This window comes from Marinobacter lacisalsi, from assembly GCF_042651045.1.
Lineage (GTDB): Bacteria > Pseudomonadota > Gammaproteobacteria > Pseudomonadales > Oleiphilaceae > Marinobacter > Marinobacter lacisalsi.
Genome location: NZ_JBHSDI010000010.1, coordinates 154,383 through 172,945 on the forward strand (window position 1 = coordinate 154,383; position 18,563 = coordinate 172,945).

Annotated in this window: 14 protein-coding genes; 3 read left to right on the forward strand and 11 right to left on the reverse strand. The window is 61.0% G+C overall.

Going from position 1 to position 18,563, the window contains the following annotated elements; genetic code table 11:
• Positions 1–27: 27 nt before the first annotated feature.
• The 3 genes from ACFOZ5_RS06590 to ACFOZ5_RS06600 all read right to left on the reverse strand — a co-directional run bounded on the left by ACFOZ5_RS06590 (position 28) and on the right by ACFOZ5_RS06600 (position 4,466).
• The gene (locus ACFOZ5_RS06590) at positions 28–1,260 is read right to left on the reverse strand and encodes an ABC transporter substrate-binding protein (protein ID WP_379886225.1); all 1,233 of its coding nucleotides are present in this window, start codon (positions 1,258–1,260) and stop codon (positions 28–30) included.
• 50 nt (positions 1,261–1,310) lie between these two features.
• Positions 1,311–2,567 (reverse strand): ABC transporter substrate-binding protein, encoded by a 1,257-nt coding sequence (locus ACFOZ5_RS06595; RefSeq protein WP_379886226.1) that lies wholly within the window; start codon positions 2,565–2,567, stop codon positions 1,311–1,313.
• Between the two features lie 162 nt (positions 2,568–2,729).
• Positions 2,730–4,466, reverse strand: coding sequence for a diguanylate cyclase domain-containing protein (locus ACFOZ5_RS06600; RefSeq protein WP_379886227.1), 1,737 nt, complete (start codon positions 4,464–4,466; stop codon positions 2,730–2,732).
• Between the two features lie 157 nt (positions 4,467–4,623).
• Here ACFOZ5_RS06600 and ACFOZ5_RS06605 point away from each other — a divergent pair, with 157 nt between their 5' ends.
• Together ACFOZ5_RS06605 and ACFOZ5_RS06610 are read left to right on the forward strand one after the other, a co-directional pair.
• Positions 4,624–4,956: a TraR/DksA family transcriptional regulator gene (locus ACFOZ5_RS06605; protein WP_379886228.1), complete on the forward strand. Its 333-nt coding sequence runs from the start codon at positions 4,624–4,626 to the stop codon at positions 4,954–4,956.
• 65 nt (positions 4,957–5,021) lie between these two features.
• Positions 5,022–6,443 (forward strand): SLC13 family permease, encoded by a 1,422-nt coding sequence (locus tag ACFOZ5_RS06610; RefSeq protein ID WP_379886229.1) that lies wholly within the window; start codon positions 5,022–5,024, stop codon positions 6,441–6,443.
• A gap of 16 nt (positions 6,444–6,459) precedes the next feature.
• Here the strand turns inward: ACFOZ5_RS06610 and ACFOZ5_RS06615 are convergent, their stop codons facing one another.
• Both ACFOZ5_RS06615 and ACFOZ5_RS06620 read right to left on the reverse strand, forming a co-directional pair.
• Positions 6,460–7,482, reverse strand: a complete 1,023-nt coding sequence (locus ACFOZ5_RS06615; RefSeq protein ID WP_379886230.1) for a polysaccharide deacetylase family protein — start codon at positions 7,480–7,482, stop codon at positions 6,460–6,462.
• Positions 7,476–8,156 (reverse strand): DNA-J related domain-containing protein, encoded by a 681-nt coding sequence (locus ACFOZ5_RS06620; RefSeq protein ID WP_379886231.1) that lies wholly within the window; start codon positions 8,154–8,156, stop codon positions 7,476–7,478. The genes ACFOZ5_RS06615 and ACFOZ5_RS06620 overlap by 7 nt, the downstream gene beginning before the upstream one ends.
• A 128-nt stretch (positions 8,157–8,284) precedes the next feature.
• Here ACFOZ5_RS06620 and ttcA point away from each other — a divergent pair, with 128 nt between their 5' ends.
• Positions 8,285–9,196, forward strand: coding sequence for a tRNA 2-thiocytidine(32) synthetase TtcA (gene ttcA / locus ACFOZ5_RS06625; protein ID WP_449288621.1), 912 nt, complete (start codon positions 8,285–8,287; stop codon positions 9,194–9,196).
• A 79-nt stretch (positions 9,197–9,275) separates the two neighbouring features.
• Here ttcA and ACFOZ5_RS06630 read toward each other — a convergent pair whose 3' ends face one another.
• The 6 genes from ACFOZ5_RS06630 to ACFOZ5_RS06655 all read right to left on the reverse strand — a co-directional run bounded on the left by ACFOZ5_RS06630 (position 9,276) and on the right by ACFOZ5_RS06655 (position 18,560).
• A complete protein-coding gene (locus tag ACFOZ5_RS06630) occupies positions 9,276–10,025 on the reverse strand; it encodes a response regulator (RefSeq protein WP_379886232.1) in 750 nt (249 codons plus the stop codon).
• 182 nt (positions 10,026–10,207) lie between these two features.
• Positions 10,208–10,927, reverse strand: a complete 720-nt coding sequence (locus tag ACFOZ5_RS06635; protein WP_379886233.1) for a sensor histidine kinase — start codon at positions 10,925–10,927, stop codon at positions 10,208–10,210.
• Positions 10,920–12,572, reverse strand: a complete 1,653-nt coding sequence (locus tag ACFOZ5_RS06640; RefSeq protein ID WP_379886234.1) for a tetratricopeptide repeat protein — start codon at positions 12,570–12,572, stop codon at positions 10,920–10,922. The genes ACFOZ5_RS06635 and ACFOZ5_RS06640 overlap by 8 nt, the downstream gene beginning before the upstream one ends.
• Complete coding sequence (locus ACFOZ5_RS06645; protein WP_379886235.1) at positions 12,569–16,084, reverse strand: PAS domain-containing hybrid sensor histidine kinase/response regulator; 3,516 nt, start codon at positions 16,082–16,084, stop codon at positions 12,569–12,571. The genes ACFOZ5_RS06640 and ACFOZ5_RS06645 overlap by 4 nt, the downstream gene beginning before the upstream one ends.
• Before the next feature lie 26 nt (positions 16,085–16,110).
• A complete protein-coding gene (locus tag ACFOZ5_RS06650; protein ID WP_379886236.1) occupies positions 16,111–16,614 on the reverse strand; it encodes a hypothetical protein in 504 nt (167 codons plus the stop codon).
• 152 nt (positions 16,615–16,766) lie between these two features.
• A complete protein-coding gene (locus ACFOZ5_RS06655) occupies positions 16,767–18,560 on the reverse strand; it encodes a sodium:solute symporter family protein (protein WP_379886237.1) in 1,794 nt (597 codons plus the stop codon).
• Between the last annotated feature and the right edge of the window lie 3 nt (positions 18,561–18,563).

Sequence of the window (18,563 nt, forward strand, 5' to 3'; positions counted from 1 at the left end):
TGCCACCTCCTGGCCGCCGTCAGCGCGTCACTGCAGGGTCAGGGGCACACCGGCTTCCCGGCGGGCCTCCTGCCACTCTTCGAGGGTCCGGGCGGCCTCTTCGCCGGGCACGGACCCGAGGATTTCATAGAACCCACTGTTGTATTCATCGGCCAGCACTTTCTCGCGGGAGGCCATGCGGACCAGATACACCGACTGGACGTTCTGATGATCAAAGGCGCGCCACTGCTGCTCGTCCTTCAGCAGTGAGTAACGGTGTCCCTCCAGTGCCTCGATGACATCGGCGGTGTTGGTGGTGCCGGCCCGTTCGACGGCATCCTTGTACTGGTAAACGATACTGTAGGCGGACGCCGCTGCGGATGATGGCCGCATGCTGTGCCGTTCGGAGAAAGCCTCGACAAACTGGATCCCACGGTCAAAGCCCTTTTCGTAGGGCAGGTTCCAGAACCAGGGAGCCGCTCCGATAATGCCTTCCATCAGTGTGGGCCCCAATTGCAGTGCGGTCCCCAGGCTGGTGTTGGGCCAGACGATCTGCATCTTGTCCTTCAGGTTCATGTCATGGGCGATATTCACCGCACGGACCATGTCACCACCACCGAGGATCAGTACCAGCACTTCAGCTCCGCTGTCGTCCGCCTGCTGGAGGGCAGCCTGGAAATCCCGTGAGGTTGCATTGGGGAAGGGTGTACGGACCACGGGGTGGCGATCGGCATCCTGCGTGCCGGACGCACGGCGCATGGATTTTTCCACCGAGTGGCCCCAGGAATAGTCGGCCGCGATATAGAAATACTTCTTGTCCTGGAACTGTTCTGACAAATACTGCCCCATCGCGCTGGCCGTCATCCAGGCGTTGTAGGATTCCCGGAACATGTGGGTATGGCCGGCGACTCCTGTGGTGGCATTGGCATAGGTGAGGGTGCCGAAGTAGATTCGGTCCTTTTCCTTTGCCGCCCTGCCTGCGGCAATGGCCACGGCCGAGGATACCCCGCCGAACAGCATCTGGACATTCTCCTCGTCGACCATTTCACGGACGTTGGCTGCGCCCCGCTTGGGGTCCAGCTGGGTATTGCGGATGATCAACTCCACAGGATGGCCAAGAATGCCCCCGGCTTCGTTGATTTCGTCCACGGCAAGAAACGCCCCCATCCGCTGTTGCAGCCCCAGGTACTCGTAGCGGCCGCTGGCCGGGTAGTTAAGGCCAATTTTCAGAACCTCCTGTGCACTGGTTAGCTGACTGGCGAACAGCAGTGTAAGCGCCATAAACATTCTTTTTATCATGTACTCTTCCATCTATTCGGGGGGGTGAATTGTTACTGCAGGTTCAAAGGCATGTCCGCTTCGCGTCGGTCTGCCTCCCATTCTTCCCGGGTCCGTACTGCTTCCTCACCGCTCAGGGTGTGGACGATTTCGAAGTAGTCGCTTGAGTACTCGTCGGCCAGCACCTGTTCGCGCGGCCGGATACGTACCACATAAACCGACTGGACATTCTGGTGGTCAAACGCTCGCCATTGCTGCTCGTCCTTCAGGAAGGTGTAGCGATGGCCCTCAAGCGCCTTGATTACTGCATCGGTGCGGGTGGTTCCAGCTCTTTCTACCGCATCTTTGTACTGATAGACAATACTGTAGGCAGATGCCGCGGCTGAGGACGGACGCATCTCGAAGCGATTGGAAAAGGTGTCCACAAAGGTCTGGCCACGCTCATAGCCCGCCTCGCCCGGCAGATTCCATACCCAGGGCGCGGCCCCGATAACGCCTTCCATGATACTGGGGCCAACCTGGTTGGCCATGCTCAGAGTGATGTTGGGGACCACGATCTGCATCTTGTCGTGAAGGCCCATGGAATAGGCAATATTGACGGCGCGCACCATGTCGTCCCCGAACAGTACCATGGCCAGCACATCGGCATCGCTGTCGGCTGCTTCCTGAAGGGCGGCCTGGAAGTCGTTGGTGAGGGCATTTGGGAAGGGGGTCAGCACCCCGCCATGCCGGCTGGTATCGTTGGTGCCGGTGAACTGCCTCAGGGACTCCTCCACCGACCAGCCCCAGGTGTAGTCGGCCGTGATATAGAAGAACTGCTTGTCGGCGTAGTTCTCACTCAGGTAGCTGCCCAATGCCTTGGCGGACATCCACGCGTTGAACGGTTCCCGAAACATGTGGGTATGACCGGCGCTGCCTGTTGTGGCGTTGGAATAGGTCAGGGTGCCGAAATAGAGTCGGTCCCGTTCTTTTGCAGCACGGCCGGAGGCGATGGCCACCGCGGAAGAGGACCCGCCGAATACCATTTCCACGCCGTGGTTATCGATCAGGTCAGCGGTGTTGGCGGCACCACGGTCGGGATCACCGCGGGTATTGCGAATCACCAGTTCCACCTCCCGCCCGAGGATGCCACCGCTGGCATTGATTTCTTCCACGGCAAGGAAGGCGCCCATACGCTGTTGCAGCCCCTGATCCTGATAACGCCCCGACTGGGGATAGTTCAACCCGAGCTTCAGGGGTTCTGCCAGGGCGGGCAGGGCGGTGAGCAATAACCCGAGCAAAACGGGCAGCGAGCGAAACCGGATCGACATAGTGACATCACCTTTTCTGTTGTATTTGTAAAAAAATGCAAAATTACAGGCAATGGCAAGTGTTGTCGCTGTTGGCAAGATTCGCAATGTGACCATGGTGGAAAATTGTGGTTACCTGTTACTGCACGTAAGCAAGCGTAACCCGGAAGCGCCAGGCGTGACTTATCCGGACTGGCTGTCGGTCTGCTCCGGTTCCGGACCACTCAGCCGGAAGCGGTTTCTGCCGGCAGCCTTGGCGCGGTACATGGCCTCGTCGGCGGCTTGCATCAGTGGTTTTACCTCCTCGCCGTCCAGGGGATAGAGGCTGATGCCAATGCTGGAGCCAACCGGAAGCAGGGCATCGCCGAGGCGGTAGGGGCGGGCATTTACTTCGATCAGTCGGGAGGCGACACGGCGGGCATGGTCGACACTGTCCAGCTCCGGCAGCAGTACGATGAACTCATCACCGCCCAGTCTGGCCAGGGTGTCATCTTCCCTCAGACAGCTTTTAAGCCGGCGAGACAACTCGGTAAGCAGCTGGTCACCAACGGCATGGCCATGAGTGTCGTTAACCGTCTTGAAATGGTCCAGGTCGATAAACAGGACTGCCAGCATCTGTTGCTTGCGGTGGGCATGACGGATGGCGTGCTCCAGCCGGTCCTCCAGCAGGCGCCGGTTGGGCAGACCGGTCAGCGCATCATAGTACGCCAGCTGGCGGATGTGCTCTTCGTTCTGCCGGTTCTGGGTAATGTCGGTAAACAGGCCGGCATAGTGGCTGATATTGCCGTCGTCATCGCGGATAGCGGTGATGGTGAGCAGTTCAAGAAAAAGCTCACCGGTCTTGCGGCGGTTCCAGATCTCGCCGCGCCAGCACCCCGAGCGCTTCAGGGTGTCCCACATGTCGCTGTAGAAGCGGTCATCGTGACGTCCGGAAGCGAGTAGCCCCGGTGTGCGGCCAATAACCTCTTCCGGCTGATAGCCGGTGAGCTGGGTGAAGGCCGGGTTAACGAACTGGATGCGCATTTGCGGATCCGTGATCAGGATTCCCTCGAGGGAGGCATCAATAACCCGTTCAGCGAGCTGCAGGTGCTGCCGTGATCTTTCCAGGGCCTCATCGCGCTGCTCCAGGGCCTCCCGCAGATCCTCAAGGTACATATGTTCTGCGCCGGCGATCAGGTCGGCAAAGCCAAGCAGACCGGTGAGGTTGCCGTCGTCATCCTCCACGCCCAGGTGGCGGATGCGATTGTCCAGCAACATGTCCCGGGCCCGGATCAGCGGCTCATCCGGTCCGATGGTGAGTAATGGCCGGCTGGCCAGGCCGGAAATGGGGGTGTCGCCCGGGTAATTGCTGATGAAACGCAGTATATCCCGTTCCGTGATGACGCCCGGTCCCCGCTGTTCACAGGTGATCAGCGCCGCATCGTGGTGGGTCCGGTGCATGCGCCGGGCCGCCTCGGAAAGCTTGAAGTGTCCACCGAGCACCAGCGGTGCCTGGCGCAGTGCCGAGTGCACCTCACGCAGTCGCAGGTAGGGTTCCAGGCCCTGGTTCATGGCGATATCGCTCTGGGTGAGGATGCCGATGGTGCGTTGCTGGTCATCCTCCACCAGGAAATGCCGAAGGTTTTCCCGACGGAATCGCATGGCTGCTTCAGCAATGCTGGTGTCGGCGGTAATGGTGGCGAGCGGCGTACTCATGACCCGGGCGATGGGCTGCTGCATGGAATCCGGGTCGGCGAAGTTCACCAGCAGGGCGTCGTGTTCTGTCCAGATCCCCACGGGTTTTCCCTGGTCCATGATCACAATGGAGCTGCAGGCGCGCTCCGACATCCGTCGAGCCGCCTCTCGAAGCGGTGTCTCCGGTGAGCAGTGTATAGGCTCGCCGGATCGCATGATGCTCTTTATGGGAAGATGGTTGGCCATGGTCGTTCCGTCAGGGTCAGGTTTTATGAGCAATGGAAATGATTGTGGCGCCTGGTGGATGGTCGGTTTTTGACGGCCATCAATTGCTCAGCCATTCTTTGGGGTAACCTTGCAATCTTTTACGTTCTCCCGGGACTGAGCAGGAGGTACCCACCTGATGGCCAATACCCGTAAAGAAGAGCTCGAACGTCTGAAGCAGGAGCTGACTCGGCGGCTGGGGCGCTATAAGGCCCACCAGCATCGTGAGGATGGCAAGCTGGAGGCCGATTTTTCCGAACAGGCGGTACAGCGCCAGAACGACGAGGTGGTGGACTCCCTGGAGTCTGAAGTGCGGCTGGAGTTGCGGCACGTCATCCATGCCCTGGACCGGCTTGAAGAAGGCGAAGGGGACGTGTGTGAACGTTGCGGTGACCGGATCAACCCCGAGCGGCTGAAAATCCTGCCCTGGGCATCATTGTGCGTCCGCTGCGCCGAAGATGAGGAGGAGTAGCACTTTCACACCTGGAAGGAGGTTGCTGAACTGTGTCCCCGACTGCCGATAATTCCGACGGAAGGATGCCCAAAAGCCAGTTTATTGGTCTGTTTACCGGGCTGGCCCTGCTGGCAGTGACCTTGGTTTTCCCGCCACCCGGTGGCCTGTCCGGTTCAGCCTGGGCTGCGTTGGGCCTGATGATGCTGATGGCCACCTGGTGGGCCACGGAAGCCATCCCCATACCGGCTACATCGCTGGTGCCTATTGTGCTGATCCCGGCATTGGGGCTGGGCACGGTCAAGGATGCCACCACGCCCTATGCCAACCCGATCATCTTCCTGTTTCTGGGCGGTTTTACCCTGGGGCTGGCGATGCAGCGCTGGAACCTCCACCGGCGTATCGCCCTGCACATACTGTTGATGGTTGGTACCAGTCCCCGGCGCCAGATCGGCGGTTTCATGCTGGCCACCGCCTTCCTGAGTATGTGGGTGTCGAACACCGCGACCACCATCATGATGCTGCCCATTGGTCTGTCTGTGCTGAGCATGATGGAGATCGGTGATGAGGACAGCCGGCGTCGGTTCGGGGTGGCACTGTTGCTGGCGATTGCCTACTCGGCCAGCGTGGGCGGTATTGCGACCCTGATTGGCACGCCACCCAACGCCTTGCTGGCCGCTTACCTCTCTGATCAACAGGGTATTCCGGTTGGCTTCGCCCAATGGATGATTATCGGCCTGCCGGTGGCATTGGTGATGCTGCTTGTGATCTGGTGGTGGCTGACCCGGACGGATTTCAATATGGGCAGTGCCGGCAGTGCGGGCGATGCTATCCGGGATGAGCTCGGCGCGCTGGGTCCCATGGGCAGGCCTGAAGTCAGGGTGGCGGTTGTCTTTGGGCTGACCGCCGCTGCCTGGATATTCCGGCCCCTGCTGGCTGATACCATCCCCTGGCTGAGCGACACGGTGATCGCCATATTCGCCGCCATCGTGCTGTTCCTGTTGCGGTCCGGGCAGCATGATGGCCGGGCTCTGATGGATTGGGAAAGTGCCAGGGAGTTGCCCTGGGGTGTCTTGCTGTTGTTTGGCGGGGGCCTTGCGCTGGCCGGGGTGATCAGCAGTTCCGGGCTGGCGGAAGCCATTGCAGAGAGCCTGTCGGTGCTTGAGATATTGCCGGCCCTGTTGATGGTCGGGCTGGTGGTTGCGGTGATCATCTTCCTGACCGAGGTGACCAGTAACACTGCCACCGCCGCGGCCTTCCTGCCACTGCTTGGCGCGCTGGCGGTGGGTCAGGGCATATCGCCCCTGCTGCTGACGGTGCCGGCGGCCATTGCAGCCAGTTGTGCGTTCATGATGCCGGTGGCCACACCACCCAATGCCATTGTCTTCGGCAGCGGGCATCTCGCTATCAGCGATATGATACGGGCAGGCCTGGTACTGAACCTGATTGGCATTGTGCTGGTAACGCTGCTGGGTTATCTGCTGTTGGGTGTGGCCTTTTCCCTGTAGTTTGCCCGTGGGCCAGTCAGTCCTCGGGCTGGCTCAGGTCGACCCATTGCTGGGATAGCCAGTAGAACCGGCCCTGTCCTGCCGGATAGGTGCAGTTATAGCGAAAACGGCGGCTGTTGAAGGCATTGGGTGCCTGTACTGACACGGATTGCCCTTCGATATGGGTAGGAATGCGGCCCTGACCGGAGGCAAAGCAGGTGAGAGCGGAAGGTTTCAATGGTTCCGGCAGCGTCATCGTCAGCCGGGGCGGGTTGTCGGCCAGGATGCCATCCGGCAGTGTGCTGAAGTCCACCGGCAGGGCGCGGCTGAGAAGCTTGTTATCAAGGCTGTCGAGCTGGCCGAACGCTGTAGCCATGGGAAATCTTGGCAGACGGCTTGGGTCCGACTCAGCGCCAATGGCGCCTGACTGCTGTCCGTAACCAAACCAGTCCCGGTTGTCCACCAGCTTCTCGACGCCGGTGTCATACTCGCCGTAGGGATAGGCGAACAGCGGTTCGCTCACCCCCAGCTTCTCTTGCAGCATGGTCTGGGCCTGGTCGAGGGTCCCGGTGGTGCGCTGGTGCCAGTGGTCCCGGGATTCCTCTGGCCGTTTCGGCAGGTGACCGTGATCATGGCTATGGTTGGCTATGAGAACGCCCGCGTGCTGGCTGGCCCGGGCCAGTTGTTCCCAGGTCATGTAGCCATCACTGCCTACCGCCCCGGTATTTACGAAGATGGTGTAGGGGTAGCCGTACTCTTCCAGTAGTGGCGCTGCCGTGGCCCATACGGATTCATAGGCATCGTCAAAGGTGATGGCCACCTGCTGGCGATTCGCCAGCTTACCCTCCAGGGCGGCGCTGGTACCCGAGTCCAGTGGCACCACCTCCAGCCCCAGAGCCTGTATCCGCTCAAGGTGCGACTGGAACAGGTCCACATCGGTGCTGGTGCTCGGTGGGGTCCGGTCGCTGACATGGTGGTACTGGAGCACTACCAGGTCTGCCCTGGCGGGAAGGGCTATTGCCGTGGCGATGGAGGCAGTGATCAGACATCGGCTCAGCATGATGGGTCTCCGTGTCGGAAGTAATGGCGCAGGGTGGCGAACGCCTCATTCAGCTGCTGGACCCGTTCCGTATCGCCGCCCCGGTCCGGGTGCGCCTGCATGACGGCGCGACGGAACCGGTGCTTGACCACCAGAAAATCGGCTGGCAGGGCGTCAAAGCCCAGTACGCTGGCGGCCTCGGCTGCAGACTTCTTTGCCGGACGCTGGTGAACGCGCCCGGCCCAGAAATCATCCACCATTCGCAGCACGTCGTCCTCCGACATCTTGTAATGGTTCAGGTCCAGGTAGAAGGCCCTGAGCGGGTCGCTGTTGTCGGGCAGACCGGTGCCGGCCACCACGTCGGACTCCCTCAGGGAAATGGTCAACGGTGAAATGGTGACCGTTTCACCCCGCTCGGCCAGCTCGTCCCGCAGGCGATAGAGCACATGAAACAGCAGAAAATGGACCGGGTACAGTGCCGCCGGGTTGGCGTAGTCCACTGAACCCACGATCTGCCATGGTGGCGCTTGCAGTCGGCGGATCAGTTCCAGTTCGGAGAGGCCGCCACGGGCTTCCCGCAGGCATGCCTCGACTGCCGCGCTGAGCTGCTGGATGTGGCTCTCCAGTGCCTGGCGGGCGGCCCGTCGGGTGTCCGTCGGGGTGTAATCCTTGCGGGTATCGTGTAGCCGGGTCATGGCAACATGGTATGCCAGCGGTGCCTCAATCCCAAGTGTCGGGACACCAGGGATCCGAAGACCTGACGTGGAAGGGTTGCCTCCGGTATAATCGCCGCCTGTTTATTCACCATGACCACAGGTTGACTATGTCTGATGTGACAACGGCGGGAGCGGTATCCACGGGGCCGGCCAGCGAAGCCGCACGCAAGCGAAAGCTGGAGATGAACAAACTCCAGAAGCGGCTGCGTCGGGATACCGGACAGGCTATCCAGGATTTCCGGATGATCGAATCCGGTGACCGGGTGATGGTGTGCCTGTCTGGTGGCAAGGATTCCTACACCATGCTGGATATCCTGATGAATCTGCAGAAGAGCGCCCCGGTGAACTTCGAGCTGATTGCCGTCAACCTGGACCAGAAACAGCCGGGCTTCCCCGAGCACGTGCTGCCGGACTACCTGTCGAAGCTGGGTATCGAGTACCACATCATCGAGAAGGATACCTACAGCATCGTCAAGGAGAAGGTGCCAGAGGGCAAGACCACCTGTGGCCTGTGCTCGCGGCTGCGGCGGGGCATCCTCTACAATTTTGCGGAGGAACACGGCATCACCAAGATCGCCCTGGGCCATCACCGGGACGACCTGCTGGAGACCCTTTTCCTGAACATGTTCTACGGCGGCAAGATGAAGTCCATGCCCCCCAAGCTGTTCAGCGATGATGGCCGCAACACCGTGATTCGTCCGCTCGCTTACAGCCGCGAGAAGGATATTGCCCGTTACGCGGCGCTGCAGGAGTACCCGATCATTCCCTGTAACCTGTGTGGCTCTCAGGAGAATCTCCAGCGCCAGGTGGTCAAGGATATGCTTCAGCAGTGGGACAAGCAGCACCCCGGTCGCATTGAATCCATGTTCCGGGCCATGTGCAATGTGGAGCCCTCACACCTGGCGGACACCAGCCTGTATGACTTCGAGAAAGGGCGTTCAGTGGCGGGATCGCAGCCTGCGGTCCAGGCTGCCGGACCGGAGCAGGATTTTGGCCGGCTGGATGTGCTGAACCTCTGACGGTTGGGTTGACTACCCGCTGTCAAAAAGGGCGACCATCTGGTCGCCCTTGTTTTTCCAGGTCTGCGGAGAACCGGGGTCAGCCACCGCCGTTGCCGCCAACCAGCTCCATGAGGCCGCCGATCATCTGACTGATCAGACCCAGTTGGGTATGCAGCCCGTCCACGGTTTCCGACACGCTGTTGATCTGCAGGCCGAGGAACAGGGCCACCAGTACGAAAACCAGGGTGGAGAGCATCCACAAACGGCGCATCTTGCCGACACGGGTTTCCAGCTCCTCCTGGAACTGGGCATCCACACGGGCCATGTGCTGTTTCATGGCGCGGATATCTTCGTTGGCTTCCTCGTAGGCGATTTCCAGGGTGGAGAGGCGTCCGGTCAGGCGCCGCAGGTACGACTGGTCGGCTACGGTCTGATAGGGGCTCAGCTCGGTGGTGGCAAAATCCTGCTCATCATCGCTGTCCGCCAGGATGGTGTCGATCATCTGGACCAGCTGTTCCCGCTCCACCTGTTTGCCGATCACCCCGGCAGCGCCCCGGGCCTTGGCATCCTGTACGTAGCGGTCGGCGTTCTGGGAAGTGTACATGAACACCGGGATGTCTTTGCTGTCCGGGCGGCTCTTGAACTTCTCCAGTGCCTCGAAGCCATTCATGCCTGGCAGCAGATGATCCAGGAAGATCAGGTCAAAGTGCTCGTGCTGCACCATGCTCAGGGCTTCTTCGGCGGAGCCTGCGCCCTTGCTGGTGAGATCGGCTTTTTCCAGCAGCCGGGCAAGAATGATCCTGGCGGTGGAGGAATCATCGACGATGAGTGCGTTGCCACGGGGCATTGTGTTCTCCCTGTCTGTACGAGTGCCCTCGTGTTGCTGCGATGTGCGGCGTTGGCGGATCCTTGAGGGCTTGCCACACGTTAATGGGCGGTGACGGGCAATTCAAGTAGCCCGTTGCCAAATTGTGGCACAGGTCGGTGAAAGCTGCCCCGTAAGCGTTGACGGCGCTGTATACGGGCCTCTCAGGGTAGCCACACCTCGAACACGCCGCCGCCCAGTTCACCCTCATTGTGAAGCCGGATCTCGCCTCGCCGACCATCGTTCTGATGCAGATTGGCAATGGCAGAGGCGAAGTAGAGGCCAAGGCTGGTGGAACCGCTACTGAAGTCGGGCGCGCGCAGCAGCGCATCGCCTGCTTCGCGCATGGATTCCGGGTAGCCTTTGCCGTCATCTTCGATGCTGAGCACCAGCCAGCCATCCTGCTCCCGGGCGCCCAGGCGCAGCCGGCTGCGGGTGTAGCGAATGGCGTTGTTGAGGGAACTGGTAATAATGCCGGCGATCAGCTCATCGTCGAAGAAGCCAACCGCGCTGTCATCCGCCACGATTTCGTGCTGGATGCCGTGGCCATCGAGCAGCGGCTGGTGGCGGGCCAGCTGTTCCCTGAGGAAATCCGCCACATAGTGTTCATCACTGTGGGCAGAAAGCGTGTGTTCGCCCAGCCGGTAAATGCCCAGTAACTGGAGCAGGTCGCTGTGGACACGTTCAGCCTCGTATTGCAGGGTATTCAGCTTGGGGTTTTCTGCCGGCGCACCCTGCAGTTCCTGACGCAGGTCCTCCAGGGTACTGAGCAGCATACCGAGGGAGTTTTTCATGTCATGTACCGCCGAGGCGATGACCATGGAAAAATCCGGGACTTCGATCTCACGCCGCTTGTCGGCGCCGGGGCGCGGCTGATCACTCATTCAGATTCTCCACTTTCCGTTTCATGGACTGGTAGCGCCGATACTGGCGATGTTGTGGCGGCAGGTTCTCAAGTGCGTCCAGGCAGCGCCGGCACTGGACCACGGCGTGTTGCGGGTTGACGGCCGTGTCCTTGTTGTCCAGCTGTTTCAAACGTATCTGGATCAGGTTCAGGTTGAGCGCGGCATGATTGGGAACCACCTCCAGGGCCTGCTCGAAATGCCGGGCAGCTTCCCCAAGGGCCCCCTGTTCATACGCCTGGATCCCTTCCCGGTTCAGCGTCCGTGCCTGCAGTCGTTGCTGAAGGCCGACCGGTTCGTCAATCAGGGACTCAATCTGCTCCAGGATGTCGCTCTGGCCTTCGAACTTCTGGGCCAGGGTTCCCAGCAGTTGTTCTGCCTCACGAGTCTGGCCGACCCGGTACATGGTCTTGGCCAGATCCAGCCCGGCGTCGGCGGACAGCGTCTCTTCCGGTAAGGCTTCCCGGGCCTTTTCCAGGAAAGCCAGGGCCTTGGCCCGGTTGCCCCGGGAAGCCACGATGCGTGCGCGTACCAACATGGAGCGGGGGCCGATATCCGGCGCCTCCGGAAACTTGCGCTCCAGGTTCTTGAGTACCTTCACCGCTTCGTCGGCGTACTCCTTCCCTTCGCCGGTGGGGTCGCCCTCGCTCAGGTCGGTCAGGGAGCGCCCCAGTGCCAGGTGATGGTCGGCGTCGTCATGCACCGACCAGGTGCCCAGGTTCACGGTGCGACGCCAGGCCTCGGTGGCGGTGTCAATGTCATGGTTGTGGGTGGCGAGTTTTGCCAGATCCCGCTGCCTCAGCAGGGCATTGGGGGAAAGCTCGGCCGCCCGCTGCAGGGTTTTCTGGGCCTGCCCGGGCTTGCCGGTACGCTGCAGGCTCTCCGCGAGCAGGTCGTAGGCCTCCAGGTGATCCGGGTGATCCTCGATAAGCGATTGCAGGGCGGTGATGGCCTCGTTATGGAAACCCTCGGCGACCAGGACACGGGCTTTGCCCAGCCGGGCCCATGACAATGCCCGCTGCCCCAGTATCTCGTCGTAGATCTTGCGGGCCTGGCCGTAGTCGCCCACCCGCACGTAGAGTTCCGCCAGGGTCTTGTAGATCCAGGAGCGGTGCCGATGGTGGTGGGGAAGCAGGGCGTGGCATTGCTGTATGGCCTCCGGGTAGTCTTCCAGATCCATGGCCCGTGTGATGGGCAGCAGGGCGTCCCGGCGCTCCGCCAGGGCGCCAAGCCGCTTGGCCAGCATGGCCTGGTTGATGGGTTTGGTCAGGTAGGCGTCGGGGTGGTATTCCCGGGCTCCCATGACCATCTCGCGGGATGTTTCCGCCGTGACCATCAGAAACAGCGATGAATGCCGCAACAACTTGCGATGACGAAGTTCTTCCAGCACGTGCTGGCCGCTTTTGCCCTCACCGAGATTGTAGTTGCACAGCAGCACGTCGAAGTGGTCATAGGTACAGCGCTGCACCGCAACAGAACCATTGTGGACCAGTTCGATCTTGTCGGCTCCCATGGAGCGAAGCATCTGCCGCATGGAGTTACGGAAGTTTTCGAAATCGTCCACCACCAGAAAGTTGAGTTTCCTGAAGCTGACGGGGACACTGGTTTCACCGAACGAGTTAATCATGAGCGCTTCTTGATCAGTTTGTTGACCAGAGCCCGGAGTGCAGCGGGCTTAACTGGCTTGTAGAGAATATGGTAGCCGCGGTGGCTGGCATCTTCACGGGCTTCCTCCCCAAGATAGCCGGTAATCAGTATTCCCGGTACCGGCTGGTCGAAATCCTTCCTCAGGCTATCCATGGCATCCAGTCCGTTGCGGTCGTCATCCAGTTGGTAGTCCGCCAGTATGATGTCCGGCACCTCGCCAGCCAATGCCTCCTGTGCGCCCTCAAGGCTGAGGGCCGTGGTGACCCGGCAATGCCAGTTGCCCAGCAGCGCCTGCATGCCTTCGAGGATGTGGGGATCATTGTCAATACACAGTACGTGCAGCCCCTTCAGTGTGGACAGCCCCCGGCTGCCGTTACGGCTGGGGGTAGCCGGGGCTTGTCGCTGTTCCGGCGCTGCCCTTGGCACGGTAACCGTGAAGGTGCTGCCCCGGCCGACCTGGGAGTGGACATTGACCGGGTGACCCAACATGCCGCTGATGCGGTCCACGATAGCCAGCCCAAGGCCCAGGCCCTTCTTGTCACGCCCCTGGCGCAGGCGTCGGAATTCCTCGAAGATATGGGCCAGCTGGTCCTCCGGAATGCCGGGACCGGTATCCCAGACCTCGATTCGCAGGTAGCCCTTGAGGCGACGACAGCCCATCAGGATACGACCGCCGTTTTCTGAATAGCGAATGGCGTTGGACAGGAAATTCTGCACCACCCGCCGCAGCAACTTGGCGTCCGAGGTTACCCAGGTAGAGCTGGGTACAACGGTCAGCGACAGGTTCTGCTCGGCGGCAATGGCGCTGAATTCGGTGGCCAGGTGACGCAGCATGTCGTTCACCGGGAAGCTGGTGATATCCGGCTCAAGGGCCCCCGCGTCGATTTTCGATATGTCCAGCAAGGTGCTGATGATTTCCTCGGCAGCACCCAGTGAGCTGTCCAGGTGGCTTGCCAGTTCCCGGGTCTCGTCAGTGATGACCTTGTTCTGAAGTGCCGAAGCAAACAGGCGGGCAGCGTTCAGTGGTTGCAGCAGGTCATGGCTGGCGGATGCCAGGAAGCGGGTTTTGCTCTGGTTGGCCTGTTCCGCCACGGACTTGGCCTTCAGCATCTGCTCGTTGATGACCTGCAGTTCCTGGGTGCGTTCCTTCACCCGCTGTTCCAGGTAGATGTTGGTCTCTTTCAACGCCTGTTCGGTCCGCCGCATGGCGGTAACGTCCTGGAAGGTGGTGACGTACCCACCGCCGGGAATCGGGCTGCCCTCGACCTTCACCACAGTCCCGTCCGGCCGGTGCCGCTCGTAGGACATGTGTCGCCCCTGTTTCATGGCTGCGCAGCGGTCCTCGATGATCTCGTCAATACGCCGGGCGGGCAGGCTGGCGCTGGTGAGGTTGTAACGCATCAGGTCCTGTACCGGCCGACCGGTCCGCACATAGCCCTTGGGGTAGGAGAACAGCTCCAGGTAACGGCGGTTCCACACCACCAGTTGCTGCTGATGGTTGACCACCGAAACGCCCAGGCTCAGGTTCTCGATGGCGGACTGCAGCAGCTCGCGGCTGAAGGTCATGGCCTGTGATGCTTCGTCGACAATGCTCACCACATCCTCGATCTGCATATCGCGGCCGGTAAGAGTGGATTCCAGTACCACCCTGGCGGTGGACGCGCCGATCACCGAGGCCAGCTGCCGCTCGATGTAGCGCATCAGGTGGCTGCTGGCGGGGCGCTGGGGCGACAGCCGCATGGCATTGCGGCGTTCATAGTTGGTGAACAGTGCCTCGGCACGCTCTTCCCCCATGAACCGCTCCGTCAGGGCCTGCAGGTCGGCGGTGAGCACCTCACCCTGCCAGGCCTGCTGCTGGGAGGTCTCCGCCCGGGGATGGGGTTCATGGAAGAATGACGCTATCTGGATCTTTTCCCGCACACGCTGCCGGGTGGTCATGGATAGCAGCACGTAGACCAGGGTGTTGGTGCCCAGGGACCAGATAATGCCATGGCTCATGGTGTCCAGTTCCAGCCCCAGCAGGGCCGTGGGGCGGGTCCAGCTCAGGCCCCAGAGGCCCTGGTCGATGAGGGTGTCACTGAGCCAGCCGGTGGAGGCCAGGGCCGGAATCAGCAGGGTGTAACACCACATGGCAAAACCCAGGGCCAGGCCCCAGATGGCGCCGTTGTAGTTGCCCCGGCGCCAGAGGATGCCGCCAATCAGCGAGGGGCCGAACTGGGCTGCGGCGGCAAAGGACAGCAGGCCGAAGGCGGTCAGGCTGTAATCCGCCCCGGCGAGACGATAGAAGCCGTAGGCGGTCATCAGCACCAGGAAGATGGTGACCCGCCGGATCCTCAGCAGCAGGCGGCTGAGATCCGCGCGCTGGTTCATACGGGGATGGAAGAACTTGAGCAGCCCCGGCATCACGATTTCGTTACTGACCATGGTGGCAATGGCCACCGAGCACACGATAACCATGGCAGCGGCTGCCGAGCCGCCCCCCAGGAACGCCAGGATCGCCAGCCAGGTCTGCTCCTCGATAATGGGCAGGGTGAGGATCAGCATGTCCGGATTGACGCCTTCGGTGCCGGCGTGAAGCAGACCAGCGGCGGCAATGGGCAGGACAAAAGCGCTGGCGATCAACAGGTACGCCGGCATGGCCCAGCGAGCGGTATTGAAATCCCGGTAGTCGGCGTTTTCCACCACCATGACGTGGAATTGCCGTGGCAGGCACAGGATGGCCAGCATGGCGACGATGGTCTGGGTGATGAACGCCGGCGCCTCGACGCCGTCCCAGGTCAGTTGGCCCACCAGATCCGCGTCCTGCACCCGGCTCAGCAGGTCGCCAAAGCCCCCATACATGCCAAAGCCCACAAACAGACCCACGGCCACGAAGGCCACCAGTTTGATCACCGATTCGAAAGCCACCGCCTGGATCATGCCCCGGTGATGTTCGGTGGACTCCAGGTGACGGGTGCCGAACAGCACGGTGAATACCGCCAGCACCAGGGTGATATACCAGGCGGAATCCGCCCAGGCGGCCTGATTCAGCGAGTTATTGACGCCGTTTTCCGAGAGTACGCTGAAGCCCAGTGAGATGGCTTTCAGTTGCAGTGCGATGTACGGCACGCTGCCGACCAGTGCAAAGACCGCGATCAGGGCGGCCAGCGACTGGGACTTGCCATAACGGGAGGCGATAAAGTCGGCGATGGAGGTGCTGTTGCTGCGTTTGCTGATGTAGATGATGCGACGCAGCAGCGGCGTGCCAAACAGGAAGACCAGTAGCGGTCCCAGGTAGATGGGCAGGAAGGCGAGGCCCTCCTGGGTGGCCCTGCCGACGGCGCCGTAGAAAGTCCACGAGGTAAAATAGACCGCCAGCGACAGCGCGTAGATGTGGGGGCGGGCCAGCTTGTTGCGGTACAGGCCCGGGTGGCGGTCACCGGCCCAGGCAACCGCGAACAGCAGGGAGATGTAGGCAATGGAAATGACTACCAGCAGCCAGACACTGATCATCTCCGGTTACTCCCTGGTCGATGGATTCAGTCGCATACTTCCTGTAGCAGTGTGTCGTCCGTGCCCAGGCGGCGGACCTGGTCGGTATTCGGGGTGCCATCGCTGTTCAGGGCAACCAGTTCCCGGCTGGGGCAGTTCAGCAGCCAGGTGCCCTTGGAGACACGACCGCCAAACGTCGACCGGAAACGATAGAGCTGGAAGCGGACGGTATCCGGATTGGCCCGGTTGCGGGTAATGCTGTTGGTATCCAGCACCGTGATGCGGTTGATCTGGGGGAACGCAAAACTCCACGGTCGCCAGAACTCCGCCTGGGACTCGGTGGCGACCACGACAGACTCCGCCGGCATACGGGCGGTCATCTGATCGTACCAGTTGTATTCCATATAGATCTGATAGCCCATCATGCCAAGCCCGGCAAATACCGGTACCAGCCAGCGTGGGGCCTTCTTGGCCGTCGCTGCGCGGATCGCCATGGCAATGCCCGCGGCTGCCAGGCCACAGACAATGGTTGCTACGAAATTCCAGAACATAGTGTTTCCTCTGGGAGGCTCCGGAAACTATCCGCACAGAGCAGGACTGTTCGCGGCATTCCAGGGGCCTTAAAAAAACGGGCCTCCGAAAAGGAGGCCCGTCGTGGATCAACCCGTTCAGATGCGACTCTGAATACGGGGCGTATTATGTCTTAGTGATCCACTGCCTTGCCAGCGCCGCGCGGATAGCGAACGCTTTCCACCAGCTCCTGGATTTCCACCGGCGGCTCCTCGGTGGCGTTGGATACTACGAAGGCCACCACGAAGTTCACCAGCGCGCCTACGGCACCAATGGACAGCGGGGAAATGCCCAGTACCCAGGCGTCTGCGTTATCCGGCAGGTTGTTGGTGCCGGGGATGAACAGCCAGCCCTTGTATACGAAGATGTATACCAGGGTAAAGGTCAGGCCTGCCAGCATACCGCTGATAGCGCCCACATTATTCACCCGCTTGGAGAAGATACCCATCATCAGGGCCGGGAACAGGGATGCCGCGGCAATACCGAAGGCCAGTGCCACTACCTGCGCTGCGAACCCCGGGGGGTTGGCACCAAGGTAGGTGGCCACCACTATGGCAACGGCCATGGATATCCTTGCTGCCAGCAGTTCACCCTTGTCCGAGATGTTGGGGTTGATGGCGCCCTTTATCAGGTCGTGACTGATGGCGGACGAGATGGCCAGCAACAGACCGGCTGCCGTCGACAACGCTGCGGCCAGACCACCGGCGGCGATCAGGCCGATCACCCAGCCGGGCAGGCTGGCGATCTCCGGGTTCGCCAGTACCAGGATGTCCCGGTTGTAGGAGAACTCGTTGCCTTCCCAGCCACGGGACGCGGCTTCCTCGGCGAAGTCTTCATTGGCATCGTTGTAATACTGGACGCGACCGTCGTTATTCTTGTCCTCAAAGGTGATCAGGCCGGTGACCTCCCAAGACTTGATCCAGTGAGGTTCCCCATTCTCGTTGACTTCCTGGATTTCCGACCACTCAATAGGTTGCTCCTGCGTGCCTTCCGGATAGATGGTCGTCATCAGGTTCAGGCGCGCCATGGAAGCAACCGCCGGAGCAGTCAGGTACAGCAGTGCGATGAATACCAGTGCCCAGCCAGCGGACCAGCGTGCGTCAGCCACCTTGGGTACGGTGAAGAAGCGGATAATAACGTGGGGCAGACCGGCGGTACCGATCATCAGCGACAGGGTGAACAGCACCATGTTGAGCTTGTTGGGTACATCGGCGGTGTAGGACCCGAAACCGAGATCGGTGATGACCTGGTTCAGCTTCTCCAGAATCGGCAGGCCGGACTGGGTGTGCTCCGAGAACATCGCGAACATTGGTACCGGATTGCCGGTCAGCTCGATGGCGATGAAGATCGCCGGAATGGTGTAAGCGACAATCAACACGCAGTACTGGGCCACCTGGGTATAGGTGATGCCCTTCATGCCGCCCAGAACCGCGTAGATGAAGACCACAACCGCGGCAATCATCAGACCGGTGGTAGCGTCTACCTCAAGGAAGCGTGAGAAGGCCACGCCGGCACCGGCCATCTGACCGATAACGTAGGTGACCGACGCCACAATCAGACACAGCACTGCCACCAGCCGGGCATTGCGGCTGTAGAACCGGTCACCGATGAACTCGGGCACCGTGAACTTGCCGAACTTGCGCAGGTAGGGGGCAAGCAACATGGCCAGCAGCACATAACCACCGGTCCAGCCCATAAGGAATGTTGAGTTGGCATAACCGCCGGCGGCAATCAGGCCCGCCATGGAGATAAAGGATGCCGCTGACGTCCAGTCCGCGCCGATGGCGGCGCCGTTGGTGATGGGGTGGACGCCGCCACCGGCCACGTAGAAGTCGCTGGTGCTGCCGGCCTTGGCCCACAGGGCGATCAGGATGTAGAGGAGGAACGAGCCCCCGACGAAAATGAGGTTAATCGCAAACTGACTCATCGG

Bases quoted from the DNA above. Each gene is read 5' to 3' on its own strand.
- ACFOZ5_RS06600 (WP_379886227.1), bottom strand. From the start codon at position 4,466: ATGGCCAACCATCTTCCCATAAAGAGCATCATGCGATCCGGCGAGCCT.
- ACFOZ5_RS06650 (WP_379886236.1), bottom strand. From the start codon at position 16,614: ATGTTCTGGAATTTCGTAGCAACCATTGTCTGTGGCCTGGCAGCCGCG.
- ttcA (WP_449288621.1), top strand. From the start codon at position 8,285: ATGTCTGATGTGACAACGGCGGGAGCGGTATCCACGGGGCCGGCCAGC.
- ACFOZ5_RS06590 (WP_379886225.1), bottom strand. From the start codon at position 1,260: ATGGCGCTTACACTGCTGTTCGCCAGTCAGCTAACCAGTGCACAGGAG.
- ACFOZ5_RS06630 (WP_379886232.1), bottom strand. From the start codon at position 10,025: ATGCCCCGTGGCAACGCACTCATCGTCGATGATTCCTCCACCGCCAGG.
- ACFOZ5_RS06655 (WP_379886237.1), bottom strand. From the start codon at position 18,560: ATGAGTCAGTTTGCGATTAACCTCATTTTCGTCGGGGGCTCGTTCCTC.
- ACFOZ5_RS06635 (WP_379886233.1), bottom strand. From the start codon at position 10,927: ATGAGTGATCAGCCGCGCCCCGGCGCCGACAAGCGGCGTGAGATCGAA.
- ACFOZ5_RS06595 (WP_379886226.1), bottom strand. From the start codon at position 2,567: ATGTCGATCCGGTTTCGCTCGCTGCCCGTTTTGCTCGGGTTATTGCTC.
- ACFOZ5_RS06610 (WP_379886229.1), top strand. From the start codon at position 5,022: ATGCCCAAAAGCCAGTTTATTGGTCTGTTTACCGGGCTGGCCCTGCTG.
- ACFOZ5_RS06605 (WP_379886228.1), top strand. From the start codon at position 4,624: ATGGCCAATACCCGTAAAGAAGAGCTCGAACGTCTGAAGCAGGAGCTG.
- ACFOZ5_RS06620 (WP_379886231.1), bottom strand. From the start codon at position 8,156: ATGACCCGGCTACACGATACCCGCAAGGATTACACCCCGACGGACACC.
- ACFOZ5_RS06645 (WP_379886235.1), bottom strand. From the start codon at position 16,084: ATGATCAGTGTCTGGCTGCTGGTAGTCATTTCCATTGCCTACATCTCC.
- ACFOZ5_RS06640 (WP_379886234.1), bottom strand. From the start codon at position 12,572: ATGATTAACTCGTTCGGTGAAACCAGTGTCCCCGTCAGCTTCAGGAAA.
- ACFOZ5_RS06615 (WP_379886230.1), bottom strand. From the start codon at position 7,482: ATGCTGAGCCGATGTCTGATCACTGCCTCCATCGCCACGGCAATAGCC.